The sequence below is a fragment of the Alkalihalobacterium sp. APHAB7 genome (assembly GCF_048323755.1).
GTDB lineage: Bacteria > Bacillota > Bacilli > Bacillales > Bacillaceae_F > Alkalihalobacterium.
Genome location: NZ_JBLWFS010000028.1, coordinates 35,911 through 51,954, shown reverse-complemented (window position 1 = coordinate 51,954; position 16,044 = coordinate 35,911). Strand labels below are relative to the sequence as shown.

15 protein-coding genes are annotated in these 16,044 nt (G+C 36.4%); 13 read left to right on the top strand and 2 right to left on the bottom strand.

Going from position 1 to position 16,044, the window contains the following annotated elements; genetic code table 11:
* Positions 1 to 265: HTH domain-containing protein (locus ACNSTQ_RS19630; RefSeq protein ID WP_418201477.1), on the bottom strand; the 265-nt coding region annotated here is incomplete at its 3' end.
* A 437-nt stretch (positions 266 to 702) separates the two neighbouring features.
* On the opposite strand from ACNSTQ_RS19630, the gene ACNSTQ_RS19625 reads away from it, so the two are divergent.
* The 4 genes from ACNSTQ_RS19625 to tatC all read left to right on the top strand — a co-directional run bounded on the left by ACNSTQ_RS19625 (position 703) and on the right by tatC (position 3,983).
* Complete coding sequence (locus ACNSTQ_RS19625; protein WP_418201476.1) at positions 703 to 2,340, top strand: FAD-dependent oxidoreductase; 1,638 nt, start codon at positions 703 to 705, stop codon at positions 2,338 to 2,340.
* A gap of 62 nt (positions 2,341 to 2,402) precedes the next feature.
* Complete coding sequence (locus ACNSTQ_RS19620; protein WP_418201475.1) at positions 2,403 to 2,969, top strand: Rid family hydrolase; 567 nt, start codon at positions 2,403 to 2,405, stop codon at positions 2,967 to 2,969.
* Positions 2,970 to 2,997: 28 nt separating this feature from the next.
* On the top strand, positions 2,998 to 3,189 hold the full coding sequence (locus ACNSTQ_RS19615; protein WP_418201474.1) for a twin-arginine translocase TatA/TatE family subunit: 192 nt from the start codon (positions 2,998 to 3,000) through the stop codon (positions 3,187 to 3,189).
* Between the two features lie 68 nt (positions 3,190 to 3,257).
* Entirely contained in the window at positions 3,258 to 3,983 is a 726-nt protein-coding gene (gene tatC / locus ACNSTQ_RS19610; protein WP_418201473.1) for a twin-arginine translocase subunit TatC, read from the top strand.
* 104 nt (positions 3,984 to 4,087) lie between these two features.
* Here the strand turns inward: tatC and ACNSTQ_RS19605 are convergent, their stop codons facing one another.
* Positions 4,088 to 4,522, bottom strand: coding sequence for an Rrf2 family transcriptional regulator (locus ACNSTQ_RS19605; RefSeq protein ID WP_418201472.1), 435 nt, complete (start codon positions 4,520 to 4,522; stop codon positions 4,088 to 4,090).
* A gap of 194 nt (positions 4,523 to 4,716) precedes the next feature.
* Here ACNSTQ_RS19605 and hmpA point away from each other — a divergent pair, with 194 nt between their 5' ends.
* From hmpA to ACNSTQ_RS19560, 9 genes are all read left to right on the top strand, one after another.
* A complete protein-coding gene (gene hmpA, locus ACNSTQ_RS19600; RefSeq protein WP_418201471.1) occupies positions 4,717 to 5,949 on the top strand; it encodes an NO-inducible flavohemoprotein in 1,233 nt (410 codons plus the stop codon).
* Between the two features lie 248 nt (positions 5,950 to 6,197).
* The gene (locus ACNSTQ_RS19595; protein WP_418201470.1) at positions 6,198 to 7,328 is read left to right on the top strand and encodes an MFS transporter; all 1,131 of its coding nucleotides are present in this window, start codon (positions 6,198 to 6,200) and stop codon (positions 7,326 to 7,328) included.
* Positions 7,329 to 7,480: 152 nt separating this feature from the next.
* A complete protein-coding gene (lhgO, locus tag ACNSTQ_RS19590; RefSeq protein ID WP_418201469.1) occupies positions 7,481 to 8,680 on the top strand; it encodes an L-2-hydroxyglutarate oxidase in 1,200 nt (399 codons plus the stop codon).
* Between the two features lie 157 nt (positions 8,681 to 8,837).
* Complete coding sequence (locus ACNSTQ_RS19585) at positions 8,838 to 9,614, top strand: VOC family protein (RefSeq protein WP_418201468.1); 777 nt, start codon at positions 8,838 to 8,840, stop codon at positions 9,612 to 9,614.
* Between the two features lie 388 nt (positions 9,615 to 10,002).
* Positions 10,003 to 11,124, top strand: coding sequence for an amidohydrolase (locus tag ACNSTQ_RS19580; protein WP_418201467.1), 1,122 nt, complete (start codon positions 10,003 to 10,005; stop codon positions 11,122 to 11,124).
* Between the two features lie 291 nt (positions 11,125 to 11,415).
* Positions 11,416 to 11,979, top strand: coding sequence for a GNAT family N-acetyltransferase (locus tag ACNSTQ_RS19575; protein WP_418201466.1), 564 nt, complete (start codon positions 11,416 to 11,418; stop codon positions 11,977 to 11,979).
* A gap of 205 nt (positions 11,980 to 12,184) precedes the next feature.
* Positions 12,185 to 14,905 (top strand): cytochrome P450, encoded by a 2,721-nt coding sequence (locus tag ACNSTQ_RS19570; protein ID WP_418201465.1) that lies wholly within the window; start codon positions 12,185 to 12,187, stop codon positions 14,903 to 14,905.
* A gap of 167 nt (positions 14,906 to 15,072) precedes the next feature.
* Entirely contained in the window at positions 15,073 to 15,549 is a 477-nt protein-coding gene (locus ACNSTQ_RS19565; protein ID WP_418201464.1) for a glutathione peroxidase, read from the top strand.
* Positions 15,550 to 15,606: 57 nt separating this feature from the next.
* Complete coding sequence (locus ACNSTQ_RS19560) at positions 15,607 to 16,038, top strand: MarR family winged helix-turn-helix transcriptional regulator (RefSeq protein ID WP_418201463.1); 432 nt, start codon at positions 15,607 to 15,609, stop codon at positions 16,036 to 16,038.
* The last annotated feature ends 6 nt before the right edge of the window (positions 16,039 to 16,044 follow it).

The following is a 16,044-nucleotide window of genomic DNA, read 5'->3' as shown; positions in this document are numbered from 1 at the left end:
TATCATTTAACCCTAGAACTCCACTTTCTCGATAGGCAGCTCTCCACCTTTTGCCTGAAGATTCAACACGTTTCATCCCAATGATATCTATATCAAACCCACATTCCTCAAATATCTCTCTTGGGAATTTTCCCTTTTTATTTTCATTAATGAAAAGATGCTTAAATTCATCAGTATAAGTAATTCCTTTTGTACTAACTGATTTAACATATTTATTAGCTGATAGTAGCTTAATTTCTTTCACTGTAAAAACCTTTTTACTCATTTTGTTTTCTCCGTCTCCATGTTTTTTCTCTGTCGTATTTCTTAATTATACAAAAAAGTACCCTACAGGTAGACTTTTTTTAGTGTCTACTCTATAGGGTACATTTTAATACCTTGGATCGTTTTTTTGTTTTTAATTAAAGTAACTCCATTATAGATTGTATTAAAAATCATCATGGTTATAAAGTTTTAGTAGAAAAGGTTGTAGTTTGTCATGAAATGTAAAATTATTTGACACGGTCCTAAATAAAAATACACAGAAATTCTCGCTTATTCGACAAATAATTGATAGATCGTGTTCTTTTTTTTATAACAAGCGATTATAACACAACTATATTACTATTCAAAATATTCTGTTAAATTTTCTGTCAAAATAGTTATTTTTTGTCGAGAATGCTTGTACTATTTAGCTATCAAAACAAAGGAGGTATATAAAGAGTGGAGAAACCAAAGAAAAATATGACAAGAAGAGATTTTCTAAATCAAGTAGGAAGAGTAGGTGGCGCTGTAGCTGTATTTGGTGCAATGGATGCTGTAGGGTTATTCGGAACACCTACTTATGCTATGAAAAGTGATTTTAACCTACCAAAAAAGGGTGACTTATCTAATGGAAAGAAAAATGGTAAGACGATTATTATTCTAGGGGCAGGGATAGCAGGTCTCTCTGCTGCTTACGAAATGTCAAAGGCAGGTTATGATTGTAAGATCTTAGAAGCACGGGATCGTGTAGGTGGTCGAAATTGGACCGTCCGGGCAGGAACAACTGAAACAGAAATTGGGGGTGTTAGTCAAACTGCTCAATTTGCAAGAGGTGAATACTTTAACGCTGGACCAGCCAGGATCCCGCAGCATCATATTACGATGGACTATTGCCGTGAGCTAGGTGTACCGCTCGAAATTTTTACTAATACAAACGATCACGCCTACTATTATCGTGAAAGTGTCGGTAATCTAGCCAATACGAAAATTAGAAAGCAAATGATTAAAGCAGATATTAGAGGGCATGTATCTGAGTTATTAGCAAAGGCAGTTAATCAGTCTGCTTTAGATAGCGAGTTATCTTCTGAAGATAAAGAAAGATTACTAACTTACCTTCGTGGTGAGGGTGGATTAAATACGAACTATCAATATTCAGGATCGAGTGCTCGTGGATATGATATTCTTCCAGCAGCAGGGTTAGAACCAGGAAAAGTTGGTGATCCATATACTTTAGGTCAATTATTATCCTCAGGAATGCCTAATAGTATAAGTAGTGAATATTCATTTAATCAACAGCCAAACATGTTCCAGCCGGTTGGTGGAATGGATGCGATACCGAAGGCATTTGAAGCACATCTTCCAGGTAAGATCACCTTTGGTGCTGAAGTTAAAGAAATTCGTCAATCATCTGACGGGGTAAAAATTTTATATACTGGAAAAGGAAAAGGGAACGGTGCAGGAAGTGGTAATTTAAGAGAAATTACGGGTGATTATTGCATTTGTACAATACCTCTACCTGTATTATCAAAAATATCTGCTGACTTTTCTTCAGAAATGCAACGTGCGATAGGAAGTATCAGTTATGCGACTACTGGTAAAATCGGTCTGCAATACAAACGTCGTTTCTGGGAGGAAGATGAGCGTGTGTATGGTGGGATGACAACAACGAACCTTGATATTAACCAAATTTGGTATCCTTCATCAGGTTATGGAACACAAAAAGGAACTGTTGTTGGCTACTACAATTTTGGTAATGATGCTGTGGCTCTTGGGGATATGTCAATTGCCCAGCGCCAAGCACATGCTTTAGCACAAGGAGCGAAAATTCATGGTGACACTTATAAGAAAGAGTTAGAAGCTGGCTTTTCTCTAGCATGGCATAAAATTGAGTATAGCGAAGGTGGTTGGGCAAACTATTCGGCTTCGCAAAGACAAAATGAGTACGTGACTTTGAATAAACCAGATGGTCGCATTCATTTAGCGGGTGAACACTTAAGCTATATGACAGGTTGGATGTCAGGGGCTATCGAATCCGCATTGATAGCAGTAGGTAGAATTCATGAAGAAGTGATGCAAAGTCCAAGTGTTGCCTCATAAATAACTTGTAGACTAGTAACGTCGAAACTAAAAAATGGATAGAAAATAGAGGAGGATAAATAATGAAAATACTATCTAAAAAAATTGTAGCATCTGCAATAATTGGGACAAGCTTATTAGCGGGGGTAACGTTTACGGCAGCAAATGGTGATATGGCCAAACTGATGAGAGGAAACGATGTTGTATTTTTCGGAAGCTCGACTTCTTCCATATCTAGTTCAGTAGCGATACCACATAATTATAACAAACTTTATTTCAGTGGGACGGTTCCGGTTGTAAAGGATAGAAATGGTTCAACCATTTATGAAAGATATGGGAATACAGAAGAACAAGCGATTACAATCTTAGAGCGATTTAAACAAGATTTAGAAGCAAAAGGACTATCGATGTCAGACATCACTTACTTACGTGTCTATGTGGTTCCAGATCCAGAACATCCAGAAAACCCTGGTGAAATCGACTATCAAGGTTGGTTCAATGCCTATGCAAAATACTTTAACACAGAAGAAAACCCTGTAAAAACTGCTCGTTCAACGGTTGGAGTTGAAGGTCTAGTAAACTCAGATTGGTTAATTGAAATTGAAGCGGAAGTCGCTTATAAAAGCATTAACCCAGGAAAAGGAAAATAATAAAACAATAGAGTAGGAGATGAGTTTAATGTTACAAAACATCGGAGTTCCCGGTTTAATTTTAGTATTAATTATCGCGCTTGTGATTTTCGGCCCATCCAAGCTTCCTGAGATTGGCAGAGCAGCCGGAAGAACGTTAAGTGAATTTAAAAGTGCAACAAAAGATCTAGTCAATGGAAATGATTCAGAAGAGGAAAATTCAAAAGAAGTGAAAAGCTAAAGCTATAAATTTAATAAGGAGATGTAAACAACTGTTTACATCTCCTTTTGTATAAAGGATGTGATCATATGACGGTAAAAGAAATGAATTTAGTCGACCATTTAGAAGAGTTGCGAAAACGATTAATTATTGTCATTAGCTTTTTCATTCTTGCCTTATTCGGGTCGTTTGCATTTGTAGAAAAAATATATGACTGGCTTATTATTGCTGCCGATCAAAACTTAACGATATTAGGTCCGAGTGATATTTTATGGATCTATTTTATGATCGCTGGATCGTGTGCGATTATCGTAACGACTCCGATGATTCTTTATCAAGTATGGAAGTTTGTAGAACCAGCCGTAAATGAAAAAGAGCGTAAAGCAGTTTTTCTGTTTCTTCCACTATTATTTATTTGTTTTACGGGTGGAATTTCATTTGGTTACTTTGTTTTGTTTCCAAGTGTTTTATCTTTTTTACAAACATTAGCTGCTGACCAACTGAATACGATGTACACGGCAGAAAAATATTTTAAGTTTTTATTACACTTAACGTTACCTATTGGGTTTTTGTTTGAAATGCCAATTATTATCATGCTTTTAACAAGGATTGGTATCATTAACCCAGTTATGCTGGCAAAGACAAGAAAAATTGGTTACCTAATCTTAACAATTGTTTCCACGCTCGTTACACCGCCTGACTTTATATCAGCTCTTATCGTTATGGCACCACTCATTTTACTTTATGAAATAAGTATTAGTATTTCCAAAATAATGTATAGAAAGAGATTGAGAGTTCTTAAGGAAGCTAGTTAAGTTATTAAGATCGGTGGTTTAGTACAAAATAATAAGGTCAGGGTTTCCTTTTCCTAAGAATTAACCCTGACCAGTAATATAGTCAATTTAAATAATAAACTTTTTTACTCCTTCGATAGTAAGGACCTCAAAAAATCCTTATTCACTAACATATCCTCAAGTGTATATTGATCGAGTACTTGTAAATAGGCTTTCATAGCTTCGTTTAATACATGTTTTAAGCGGCACCCCGAACTAATCATACACATATTTCGCTCCGCATCAAAACATTCAACTACTTCTAAGTCTTCTGTTTGTCGTACAACGCTTCCAATGTTGATTTCACTTGGAGATTTTGCAAGTTTAATTCCACCATTACGCCCTCTAATCGTTTCTATTAATCCGAGTTTACCTAGTTCAAAAACAATTTTACTTAAATGGTTATTTGAAATTCCATAAGCTGAAGATATCTCTTTAATACTAGCGAGTTTGTCATCAGAGAGAGTGCCTAAGTATAGAAGAACACGAAGAGAGTAGTCTGTATAAGTTGTTAACTGCATGTGAACCCCTCCGTTCAAAATAAACAAGTAATATACTTATATTTTATCATAGTACCATAAAAGAGTATTTTATTTTAATTATGTCTATTTTATGAAAAGGTGTATTTAAAATATTGCTTTAAAATTCCTTCCGTGTTTAAATTAAAGATGTATTTCAAATATATGTTTTAATATTCACGGGGAGATGATCGGAAATGACGGCTACAAAAATACTAAGTCAAGAAACGATTTCAATTATTAAATCAACGGTACCTGTTCTTGCAGAACACGGGGAAGCAATTACTAAACGTTTTTATCAAATGATGTTTGAAAATCATCCAGAATTATTACATATTTTCAACCACGCAAATCAGAAGCAAGGAAAGCAACCTAAAGCATTGGCTAATTCTGTATACGCTGCAGCTGCTCATATTGATAATTTGGAAGCAATTATTCCTGTAGTTAAGCAAATTGCACATAAACACAGAAGCTTAAATGTGAAAGCGGAGCATTATCCAATTGTGGGGAAGCATTTACTATTGGCCATAAAAGACGTATTAGGGGATGCCGCGACGGATGATATTATAAATGCCTGGGCAGATGCTTATGGAGTAATTGCGGATGTGTTCATTTCAGTCGAAAAAGAAATGTACAATGACGCTGAGCAAAAAGAAGGTGGTTGGAAGGAATTTAGACCATTTACAGTCGCTAAAAAAGTAAAGGAAAGTGATGTTATTACATCCTTCTATTTAAAGCCTCTAGATGGTGAAGAGATTTCTGAATTCCTACCTGGTCAATATATTTCGGTTAAAGTCATTATCGAAGGTGAAGAATATAATCATATTAGACAATATAGTTTATCAGATGTTTCAGGAAAGGGATATTATCGTATTAGTATAAAACGTGAAGACGCACGTGGAGACATTCCTGCAGGAATTGTTTCGACGTATATGCATAACGAAGTGAACGAAGGCGATGTTCTTGAGATAACAGCTCCAGCAGGTGATTTTGTTCTTAACACGGAATCAACTCGTCCTGTCGTGTTAATTAGTGGTGGTGTGGGACAAACGCCAATGATCAACATGTTAAAAAAATTATCTCAACTTCCAGAGAAGAAGGTCACTTATATTCACGCGGCCATAAATGGAAACCATCACGCATTGAAAGAAGAAGTAGCAACAGTTGTTTCAGAAAGTACTAACATTAACTATTTTCTTGCTTATGAACAGCCAACAGAAGAAGATCGAACAGCTCAAATCTATCAAAAAGAAGGATTTGTTGAACTTGAATGGTTGAAATTAGTCGTTCCAAGTAACGATGCCGATTTCTATTTCTGTGGTCCAGTTCCATTCATGAAAGTGATAAATCAATCATTAAAAGACTGGGGAGTACCTCAGGAACAAATCCATTTTGAATTTTTCGGTCCAGCTGGTGATTTAGAAAAGTAAGGTAGTAGTAAAACGATTAATCGAGGGGAAGTTTAATAAAAACGGGTTTGATCTCAATTATAAGAACCGCAATGGCCTAAGCTCCATCGCGGTTTTTATTGCTCATTTAGTTTTAGTTTTACATTGGAAATAGAAATTACAGTTATCGTGAAATACATATATTTAGTCTTAAACTATTTCTTATCAGACCATGTTTACATACATACACATACATACATACTATATCTTCCTTATTGAAGGTGAAAAAAATGATCTTAATCTACATCATCATCGCAGTTGCGTTTATCGATACGTTTTCCCAGCTCCCAATTATTGCGCCTTTTGCCCTTGACATTGGAGCGAGTCCGTTCTTAGTTGGTATTATTATTGGAATGTATTCCTTTGCAAATATGCTGGGGAATTTGTTATCAGGAGTTTGGATTGATCGCATCGGTTCTAAGCGAATTTTATATGTTGGAATGCTTTCGGTAGGTGTTATTATCTTTTTCTATTCGATAGTCAGTCACCCATATGAATTATTAGTTGTTCGGTTTTTCCATGGAATGGCTGGGGGTCTAATTGTTCCTGCGGCCTTTACGTTTTTAGGTTCCAGAGGACAACGAGCGGAGAATGGAAGGACGATGGCTTTTTCAGGTGCAGGTGTTGGCATCGCTGCAATTGTAGGCCCAGCAATAGGCGCCATTGTAAGTGGACGATTTGGTTATGATCTTCTTTTTTACTTCATTTCAAGTCTAATGATTGTGTTTGGAGTTTTAGCTATTATCTTTTTAAGAGAAAAGAGAGAATTAAAAACTCACACAGTAAAGCATAATACATTTCCTAAACTAAAAGAACTTGTACCTGCGTATTTATCCATCTTTTTGTTAATGTATACTTTAGGTTTACTAACGTATTCGTTACCTTTGAAAGTTATCGATCTAAATTTAAAAACAGAACTGACAGGTATTTTACTAAGCGTCTTTGGTTTGGTAGCGATATTGATTTTTGTACTTCCAACCAATAAAGTCTTTGATCAGTTGAAAAAAACTCGGCTAATGATAAGTGGTCTAATTGTTATATCCATTGCACTACTTTATTTAGCGTTTGCATTGACGTTATCACATATGATTGTGGCTATGGCTATTTACGGAATTGGATTTGCCCTAATTTTTCCGTCAGCGAGTGGAACTGTTATCGAACGTACCAAGGAGAAGGAAAGAGGAAAAGCGTTTGGTCTCTTCTATGCATTCTTTTCATTAGGAGTGATTTGTGGTTCTTTCTTTGCAGGATTGTTTTCGTTTTTTCCAGCCTATCAGTTTGTAATTGGGACTATGTTCGTGTTGTTTACAGTATCCACTTATACAATTGCGATGCTATGGAAGAAATCTATTAGAAAATAAAAATAAAATATTTAAAATTATTAAACAACTCATGCCGTTCTTTTGTTAAACTATTATTAAAAGAAAGAGATACGAAAAATGCCTTAAATCCAACCATGGTTTAAGGTTATTTTGATGAAGTTTTTAGAAGATCATTTCATGGGGGAATAATGATGTATGATTTTGCTATTATCGGTGGGGGAATTGTTGGTTTATCGGTCGGAAAAGGGATCCTAGAGAAGTTTCCAAGTGCCAAAGTGGTCGTTTTAGAAAAGGAAAAAGTATTGGCGTCACATCAGACAGGTCACAATAGCGGCGTTATTCATTCGGGCCTTTATTATAAACCCGGAAGTTTTAAAGCAAAGTTTGCTCGTCATGGTAATGAATCTATGGTGGCGTTTTGTCAGGAACATCAGATTGAACATGAAGTTTGTGGAAAAGTTGTAGTGGCAACAAATGATGAAGAGCTACCGTTACTAGAGGCCTTATACAAGCGGGGTCTTGACAATCAATTAACGATTAAGAAAATATGCGCTGATCAATTAAAAGAAATCGAGCCTCATGTCAGTGGAAAAGCCGCAATCCATGTCCCAATGGCAGGAATCGTTAACTACAAACAAGTAAGTGAGACGTTGGCGAAGCTCATTAGGGAACGTGGAGGAGTATTAAAATTAAATACGAATGTACAAAAAATTAAAGAAAACGGTAGCTACGTAGAGATAGACACGAATAATGGAACGTACCAGGCAAAAATGCTGATTAACTGTGCCGGGCTACATAGTGACCGTATCGCAAAATTAACGGGGTATTTGATGGACATGAAAATCGTACCTTTTCGTGGTGAATATTTTGAGTTAAAGCCAGAAAAAAGAGATCTAGTCAAACATCTGATATATCCTGTTCCTAATCCTTCTTTTCCTTTTCTAGGTGTCCATTTTACTAGAATGATTGGTGGTGGTGTTGAAGCAGGACCTAATGCTGTACTTAGCTTAAAACGTGAAGGTTACAAAAAGACAGATTTTCATCCTGTGGACTTTTTTGAAATCATGAAATACCAAGGATTTTGGAAGCTAGCTCGTAAAAATGTTAAGGAGGGGTTTGTTGAAATTACTCGTTCGTTAAATAAGAGGAAGTTTGTACAGAGTCTTCAAAAACTTATTCCAGAAATTACAGTAAATGATCTTGAACCAGCTCCAGCTGGAGTACGTGCGCAAGCGTTAAAAACAGACGGTAGTTTAGTAGACGATTTTTACATCATCGTAGGCAAACGAAGTATCCATGTGTGTAATGCACCTTCACCTGCAGCAACAGCATCTTTGCAAATAGGAAGTGAAATTGTTCGGAGGATTCCTGCTCAAAAGATCTTTCTCTAATCAATGAATATAGTGTTATTTTGATAAAGACAACAAAAAACTCCTCTCTCATAAGACAACTTTCAAACTAGAAAAAAGTCAGAAGTAATGGAAGGAAAAGTACGGTTAAAGGTGAACTATAAAAGATATGAATTGCAAATTGGAGGAGTAAATATTAATGAGTCATTTCATTGAAAATTCGATTAATAGTGTTTTTGTTCATGTAAGTAATCTTCAACGTTCGGCTGAGTGGTACAGTACGTTGCTTGGGTTGAAGGTATTAGAAGAACGTTTCAATGGCGGGCCCGTATATTGGATGGAACTAGACAACTTCACAGGGTTAATTTTAGATGATAACAGTGTAAATATAGCAAGAGGAGAATGGAGCAAAGACAATGCTCCGTTATATCTGTATAGCGCTAAAAGTGTTGCCGGGGCATATGAGAGTCTAAAACAAAAAGGGGTTAACATTACACTTGAAATAGAAACTCCACACGAAGGGTTAACTTTTTTCAATTTTGAAGATCCCGATGGAAATATATTTATGGTTTGTAGCTGTGACGATAATGAAATGCCATTAGAAAAAGTTTCACCTTCACCCATTCATAATCGAATACCGGCTGTCTTTGTAAACGTTTCCGATATACAAAAAGCGGCCCAATGGCATTTTGGTTTGTTAGATATTGAACCCCGGTTGATCCACCCGAAGGAAACGATTGTTGAAATACAAAGTGAAAAGGGTGCGAATATATTACTCGATAATAATCGTTTTCTGAATGGGGATAACTATAAAGTTCGATTTATGTTGGAGACGGACGATATTCATGAAGCCTATTCTTTTGTGAAAAATAACCGCATTGAGGTGTTTACAGAAAAAGAAGGTCACGGAGACATAACATTTTTTACTATTCTAGATCCAGATGATCACGTTATTATGGTTTGCCAACCGCACTAACCGAACGAGTGATCATTAGGAAGGATATTAGTAGGTATTCATGACTACTCAGTTAATCCGAAGTAATGTATAGCAAAAGGCTATCTTATTGATAGCAATTGGATAGCGGTGGAATAGAGCTCTCATAGTGATGAGGGCTTTTTTTATAGTTAGCTAGATCATTAACTACAGCTATCAAACCACCCTGCACTTCTAAAAGAATATAGCTTGTCATTAAGCACTGAAGGAATGATAAAAGGAATAGAGCGTCTTATGAAGTTTATAATGAATGAAATAATCTAGAATTTTACGATATTCAATTACATAAATGAAGATATTATTGACTATGATTAAATCAATTACCTAAAAATCTAGTTCGTTTCATTTAGAACTAAGGAGGTTTTACGCAATGATTTTAATCAAAGGGGCAACAGTATATCCGGTCACGTCAGAGAAAGTAGAAAATGGAGATGTATTAATAAAAGAAGGTAAAATAGCAGCAATTGGAACACACATAGAACAAACCTCACAGATGACAGTTATAAACGGGAAAGGGCTTCACTTGCTTCCTGGTTTTATCGATGCACATACTCATCTTGGTCTTTATGATGAAGGAACGGGTTGGGCAGGTAATGATGCCAATGAAACGATTGAGGCTACTACGCCGCATATTCGAGCAATCGATGGAGTCTACCCTCTTGATATTGGGTTTAAGGATGCCGTGAAATACGGGGTAACAACGGTTCACGTAATGCCTGGAAGTGCGAATGTAATTGGTGGGACAACTTCCGTCATTAAGACGCACGGTAAGAGTATAAAGAAAATGATGATTAAAGATATTGCCGGTTTAAAAATCGCATTGGGTGAGAACCCGAAACGAATTCATAGCCGGTCTACAAACAACGATTCCATCACGAGAATGGGTATCATGGGAATGCTCCGGGAAGCGTTTATTCATGCCACAAATAGTGATGACCCAGAAAACTTAAGAGTTGCTCCTTTAATAGCGGCCTTAAAAAGGGACATTCCTGTAAGAATTCATGCTCATCGTGCGGATGATATTTTATCAGCGGTTCGTTTTGCAGAGGAATTTAACTTGGACTTACGGATTGAACATTGCACAGAAGGGCACCTGATCGCCGAAGAGCTAAGTGGTCGTAACCTACATGTAACGGTTGGACCGACATTGACGAGACGCTCAAAGATTGAGTTGAAAAATAAAACTTGGGACACTTATCGAGTTTTAACAGATTACGGTATTAATGTATCAATAACGACCGACCATCCATATACACCAATACAATACTTAAACATTTGTGCGTCACTTGCAGTACGTGAAGGTTTAGATGAGAAAAAAGCGCTAGAAGGAATTACAATTAATCCAGCGCAAAACCTTGGTATTGAACACAAAGTAGGAAGTCTAGAAGTCGGTAAGGATGCTGATATCGTACTATGGAATGAACAACCATTTCACTATCTTGCAACCCCCATTATGACCATGATAAATGGGGAAATTATTTACAAAAAATAAATAAAAAAATCGGTTCACTTTTTCGTATAAATCGATTATTATATAGAAGGTGATGGAGGAAGTATGAATATTTAAAAGTATTTCAGTCATATCAATAGAATTACTGTTAATATTAATTGAATAAGAGAAAATTCGGCGTTTTTTAACTGATTATAAGGAAATGGGAAGGCAATTGGTGCGCCACCAGTTCATACTGGTTCTAGTGGGTTCGATTCCCACCCCGAATTTTAAACAACTTCGAGGGTGGGTCTTATACAACAGGACTGCCCTCTATACTAAGGAGGGATTCAAATGCTGAGAAAACGTGAACTGTCGGACTGTCATGAGTTATATGATTTAATGATTGACCCTGCTGTTTTTCCTTTTGTTCGCCACAAAGCCAGCTCATATGAGGAGTACCTATTTTTAACGAAACAAACGATTGAGGCTGAAGAACGTGGTGAGCTTGTTTCACGTACGATTACTGATGAATGGGGAAATCCGATAGGAACCATCAATTTATTTGATGTTCAAGATGGTACTGGTTTTCTTGGTACTTGGATCGGTAAGCCCTTTTTTGGGGAAGGTTATAATCAGTTAGCAAAAGACGCCTTTTTTAGTGAGCTCTTTTTTGAGCTTGACATTCAAACTGTTTTTATGAGAATTCGGAAAGAAAATATAAGGTCTATTAAAGCTGCGCAAAAACTACCATACAACATACTGGCAAATGAAATTAGAACAGATGTTTATGAATATATCAACGCAAATGGTCCAACGTATGATTTGTTCCAGATTGAAAAGGACCAATATCATTTATTCCGAATTAGAGAACAAAATTATCAGATTCACGAAGAAAGCCAACTAAAAGAGGCATAAAAAACCGAGCGAATTAGCTCGGTTTTTTTGTGGGGAGTAAGTTTTAAGCACTGCCTTTGAATAAACTAATATAATAAATTAAAACGAGACTACATATCGTTAAATGGTAAACCGAGTATTAACAACAGGTCGTTAACTGACCTCTTCTCTCATATCATATCTAGATGAAAATAAAAGATTACTATTCTCGAAAGGAGATCTATTTTTGGAAAACTCATCAAACATCCCACAACCGAAGACTTACGGTCCCCTTGGGAACTTGCCATTAATCAATAAAGAAGTCCCCACTCTATCCTTTTGTAAGTTGGCTGAAGAGTACGGTCCCATTTATCGATTTGAAGCATTTGGTTATTCTACTGTCGTTCTTTCGGGTCATAAATTAGTAGCTGAAGTATGTAATGACAATCGTTTTGACAAAAGTATTGCCAGTTTAATTTCTGTGCGTCCGATTGGTGGGGATGGCTTATTTACAAGTCGAACGAAAGAGGAGAACTGGCAGAAGGCTCACAATATACTGATGCCTTCTTTTAGTCAGCAAGCGATGAAAGGCTACCATCCAATGATGGTAGATATTGCATCACAACTCGTACAAAAATGGGCGCGGCTAAACCCTAATGAAACGATTGATGTACCAGATGATATGACTCGTCTTACTCTTGACACGATTGGATTATGTGGATTCAACTATCGTTTTAATAGTTTTTATAAAGAAACATCTCATCCTTTTATCTTAAGTATGGTTCGTTCGTTGGAAGAAGCGATGTACCGTGGCACACGATTACCAATCCAAAACAAATTAGCAATAAAAAAGAAGCGCCAGTTCGAACGTGATCTTGAAAAGATGTTTTCTCTAGTAGACCAAATCATTGCAGAACGTAAAGAGAATGGTGATGACGGTAAAACGGACTTACTTGCTAGAATGCTTAATACTAAGGACCCTCAAACAGGTGAGCGACTTGATGATGAAAACATCCGTTATCAAATTATTACGTTTCTTATTGCCGGTCATGAAACAACAAGTGGACTATTATCGTTTGCTTTATATCTCCTGTTAAAGCATCCGGATGTTCTAAATAAGGCTTGCGAAGAAGTGGACCGAGTGGTGGTAAATGGGACACCTGCATACCAACAAGTGATCGAGCTCAAATATATTCGAATGATTTTAAATGAGGCGTTGCGTTTATATCCTACAGCTCCGGAGTTTTCACTTTTTGCAAAAGAAGACGTAACGATTGGTGGAAAGTATTTGATCAAAAAGAAAACGGACGTCACGATCCTTTTGCCGCAACTTCATAGGGACAAAGAAGCCTGGGGTGAAGATGCAGAACAATTTCGTCCAGAACGGTTTGAAGACATGAGTAAGATACCAGATGGGGCTTATAAACCATTTGGTAATGGACAGCGTGCTTGTATTGGGATGCAGTTTGCTTTACACGAAGCAACTTTAGTTTTAGGGATGCTTCTGCAAAATTTTGAAATCATTGATCATACGGATTATAAGTTAAAAATTAAACAAACTCTAACATTAAAACCTGATGATTTCACAATCCGTGTCAGGTTGAGAGAAAAACAAGTATATCAAAATCATTCAATAAATTTAAGTGAGATGGTTACACGTGATCCTTTAGTTGAAAGCCATTTGAACAGAGAATTCAGGGTAAAAGATAAGAAAGGATCACTTCTTATCCTTTATGGATCCAATATGGGGACTGCAGAAAGTATCGCTGAAGACTTAGCGGAGCAGGCTCTAGAGTTCGGTATTGAAAGTAAAATATCATCATTAAATGATCAAATCGATCAATTATCTAAAGAAGAACTAGTTCTCATTATTACTTCTTCCTATAATGGGAAACCGCCAAGAAATGCTGTGCGATTTGTCAAATGGATAAAAGAGGTGGAACAGGGGCGATTAGCAGGAGTTCAGTTTGCTGTTCTAGGGTGTGGGGACCGTAACTGGGCGAATACGTATCAGGCTGTACCGCGATTAATAGATGAACAACTAGTATTAAAGGGAGCAAACAGGTTCTCTTTACGTGGTGAAGTCGATGCAAGTGGAGATTATGAAAAGCAATTAGATGGATGGGTTGAACAAATGTGGTCTGATGCTTTAGATACTTTGGGCATAGCTGAACAGTTAAAAGAAGACCCAAAAATAACTATTAAATTTGTTAATAACTTTGCCCATATTCCTCTTGTTCAATCTTATGAAGTTTCTCATGGAACCATTATTGATAATCATATAGAAGATAAAGCAGGTGCTGTTCAACTAAAAAGGAGTATTGAAATTTCTTTGCTGGAAAATATCGATTACCAAGAAGGTGAACTAATAGGTATTTTTCGTACAAACCGAAATGAAGATATTAACCGTTTATTGAAACGTTATGGGTGGAATGAATGGGATCATGTCATCTTATCGGGAGATCAAGAGGGCACCCCGCATCTTCCATTAAATCAAACTGTTAGTCTCAATAGGCTTCTTCGTTATAGTGTAGATTTACAGGAAGTTGTTACCCAAGAGCAAATACGTGAATTGGCAAAATATACTACTTGTCCACCGCATAAAATAGAACTTGAATCATGTATAGAAAATTCAGTATACGACGAACAAATCGTAAAAAATAAAATCACCATTCTTGATCTTTTGGAAAAATACGAAGCCTGTGAGTTACAGTTTGATCGATTGCTGGAAATCCTATCACCTGTACAACCTAGGTTTTATCCAGTTTCATTATTCAAAAGACCAAACCGAGTAAGTTTTTCAATAGTGATGGATCAAAACTCAACTGGCCAAGATGGTAATACACGTTTAAATGCCAATTCTAATTACTTGGAACAATGTAAGCCAGGTGAAGAGGTAATGGTGGTCTTCGATAAACAACAATCAAACTTACAGGTTTCCACTAGTTCGAGAGATGGGTATTCATAAAGAATGATATTTAACCGCGTAGATTCTTCTAACTCAATAGTTAAGTTACTTTCAAGTCTATCATTAAAAAAGAGCAGGCAAAAATGTTGCTTACTTTAATAAAATCGTGTACGATTTGGTTGTGTACGATCGAAATAAAAAATAGAAGAACCCTAGGAGGAAGAAATATGCAAACGGTTTATGATTTCCAAGTCAGTTTGAAAAATGGGGAACAAAAGTCTTTACAAGAATATGAGGGTAAGCCGTTAATTATTGTAAATACAGCCAGTAAATGCGGTTTAACACCACAATTCAAAGGGCTTCAAGAGTTGTATTCGAAGTATAATGAAAAAGGTTTAGAAATTCTAGGTTTTCCTTGTGATCAATTTAATAATCAGGAGTATGCTAACATAGATGAAACGATGAATTTTTGCCAAGTGAACTATGGAGTAACTTTCCCTATGTTTGCAAAAGTTGATGTAAATGGTAACAATGCAGATCCTCTTTTTAAGTATTTAAAAGAGCAAAAAAAGGGCCTTTTATCAAGTAGAATTAAGTGGAATTTCACAAAGTTTCTTGTTGACGGGAAGGGCCAGGTGATTAAGCGTTACGGACCAACGATAAGCCCAAGTATAATTGAACAAGATTTAGTTAAATTATTATAAAAGCTTTTCAGTACAAGGTGCTGCTCAAGTTAATACAGTAACTGATGGGTGATTAGTGTGAATGACTTCTTAAAGCTAGATAAGCAATTATGTTTTGCTATCTATGAAACAGCAGGGAAATTTAATAAATTATATACATCAATATTGCAGCCTTTTGGGCTAACATACCCACAATATTTAGTATTACTGGCTCTTTGGGAAAAGGACCATGTAACGATGAAAGCATTAGGGGAAAAAATTAATCTTGGAACCGGGACGCTAACACCTATGATTGCAAGGATGGAAGCCAACGGTTGGGTTCAAAAGCAACGCTCAACAGAGGACGAACGAAAGGTGTTCATTTCCTTACAGCAAAAAGGGTTAGATGAGAAAGAAAATATTACACAAAAAGTGAGTGATGCGATTCAAACGTGTAATATAAAGCAAGAAGAATACGAATGTCTTATGCAGAAACTATCTACATTACAAGCCAAACTAACTAAATTATAATTAAAC

What these genes read in the sequence shown, in the direction of transcription:
- ACNSTQ_RS19565 (WP_418201464.1), top strand. Translation starts at nt 15,073, where the DNA reads ATGCAAACGGTTTATGATTTCCAAGTCAGTTTGAAAAATGGGGAACAA.
- hmpA (WP_418201471.1), top strand. Translation starts at nt 4,717, where the DNA reads ATGACGGCTACAAAAATACTAAGTCAAGAAACGATTTCAATTATTAAA.
- ACNSTQ_RS19595 (WP_418201470.1), top strand. Translation starts at nt 6,198, where the DNA reads ATGATCTTAATCTACATCATCATCGCAGTTGCGTTTATCGATACGTTT.
- lhgO (WP_418201469.1), top strand. Translation starts at nt 7,481, where the DNA reads ATGTATGATTTTGCTATTATCGGTGGGGGAATTGTTGGTTTATCGGTC.
- ACNSTQ_RS19575 (WP_418201466.1), top strand. Translation starts at nt 11,416, where the DNA reads ATGCTGAGAAAACGTGAACTGTCGGACTGTCATGAGTTATATGATTTA.
- ACNSTQ_RS19615 (WP_418201474.1), top strand. Translation starts at nt 2,998, where the DNA reads ATGTTACAAAACATCGGAGTTCCCGGTTTAATTTTAGTATTAATTATC.
- ACNSTQ_RS19620 (WP_418201475.1), top strand. Translation starts at nt 2,403, where the DNA reads ATGAAAATACTATCTAAAAAAATTGTAGCATCTGCAATAATTGGGACA.
- ACNSTQ_RS19605 (WP_418201472.1), bottom strand. Translation starts at nt 4,522, where the DNA reads ATGCAGTTAACAACTTATACAGACTACTCTCTTCGTGTTCTTCTATAC.
- ACNSTQ_RS19585 (WP_418201468.1), top strand. Translation starts at nt 8,838, where the DNA reads ATGAGTCATTTCATTGAAAATTCGATTAATAGTGTTTTTGTTCATGTA.
- tatC (WP_418201473.1), top strand. Translation starts at nt 3,258, where the DNA reads ATGACGGTAAAAGAAATGAATTTAGTCGACCATTTAGAAGAGTTGCGA.
- ACNSTQ_RS19580 (WP_418201467.1), top strand. Translation starts at nt 10,003, where the DNA reads ATGATTTTAATCAAAGGGGCAACAGTATATCCGGTCACGTCAGAGAAA.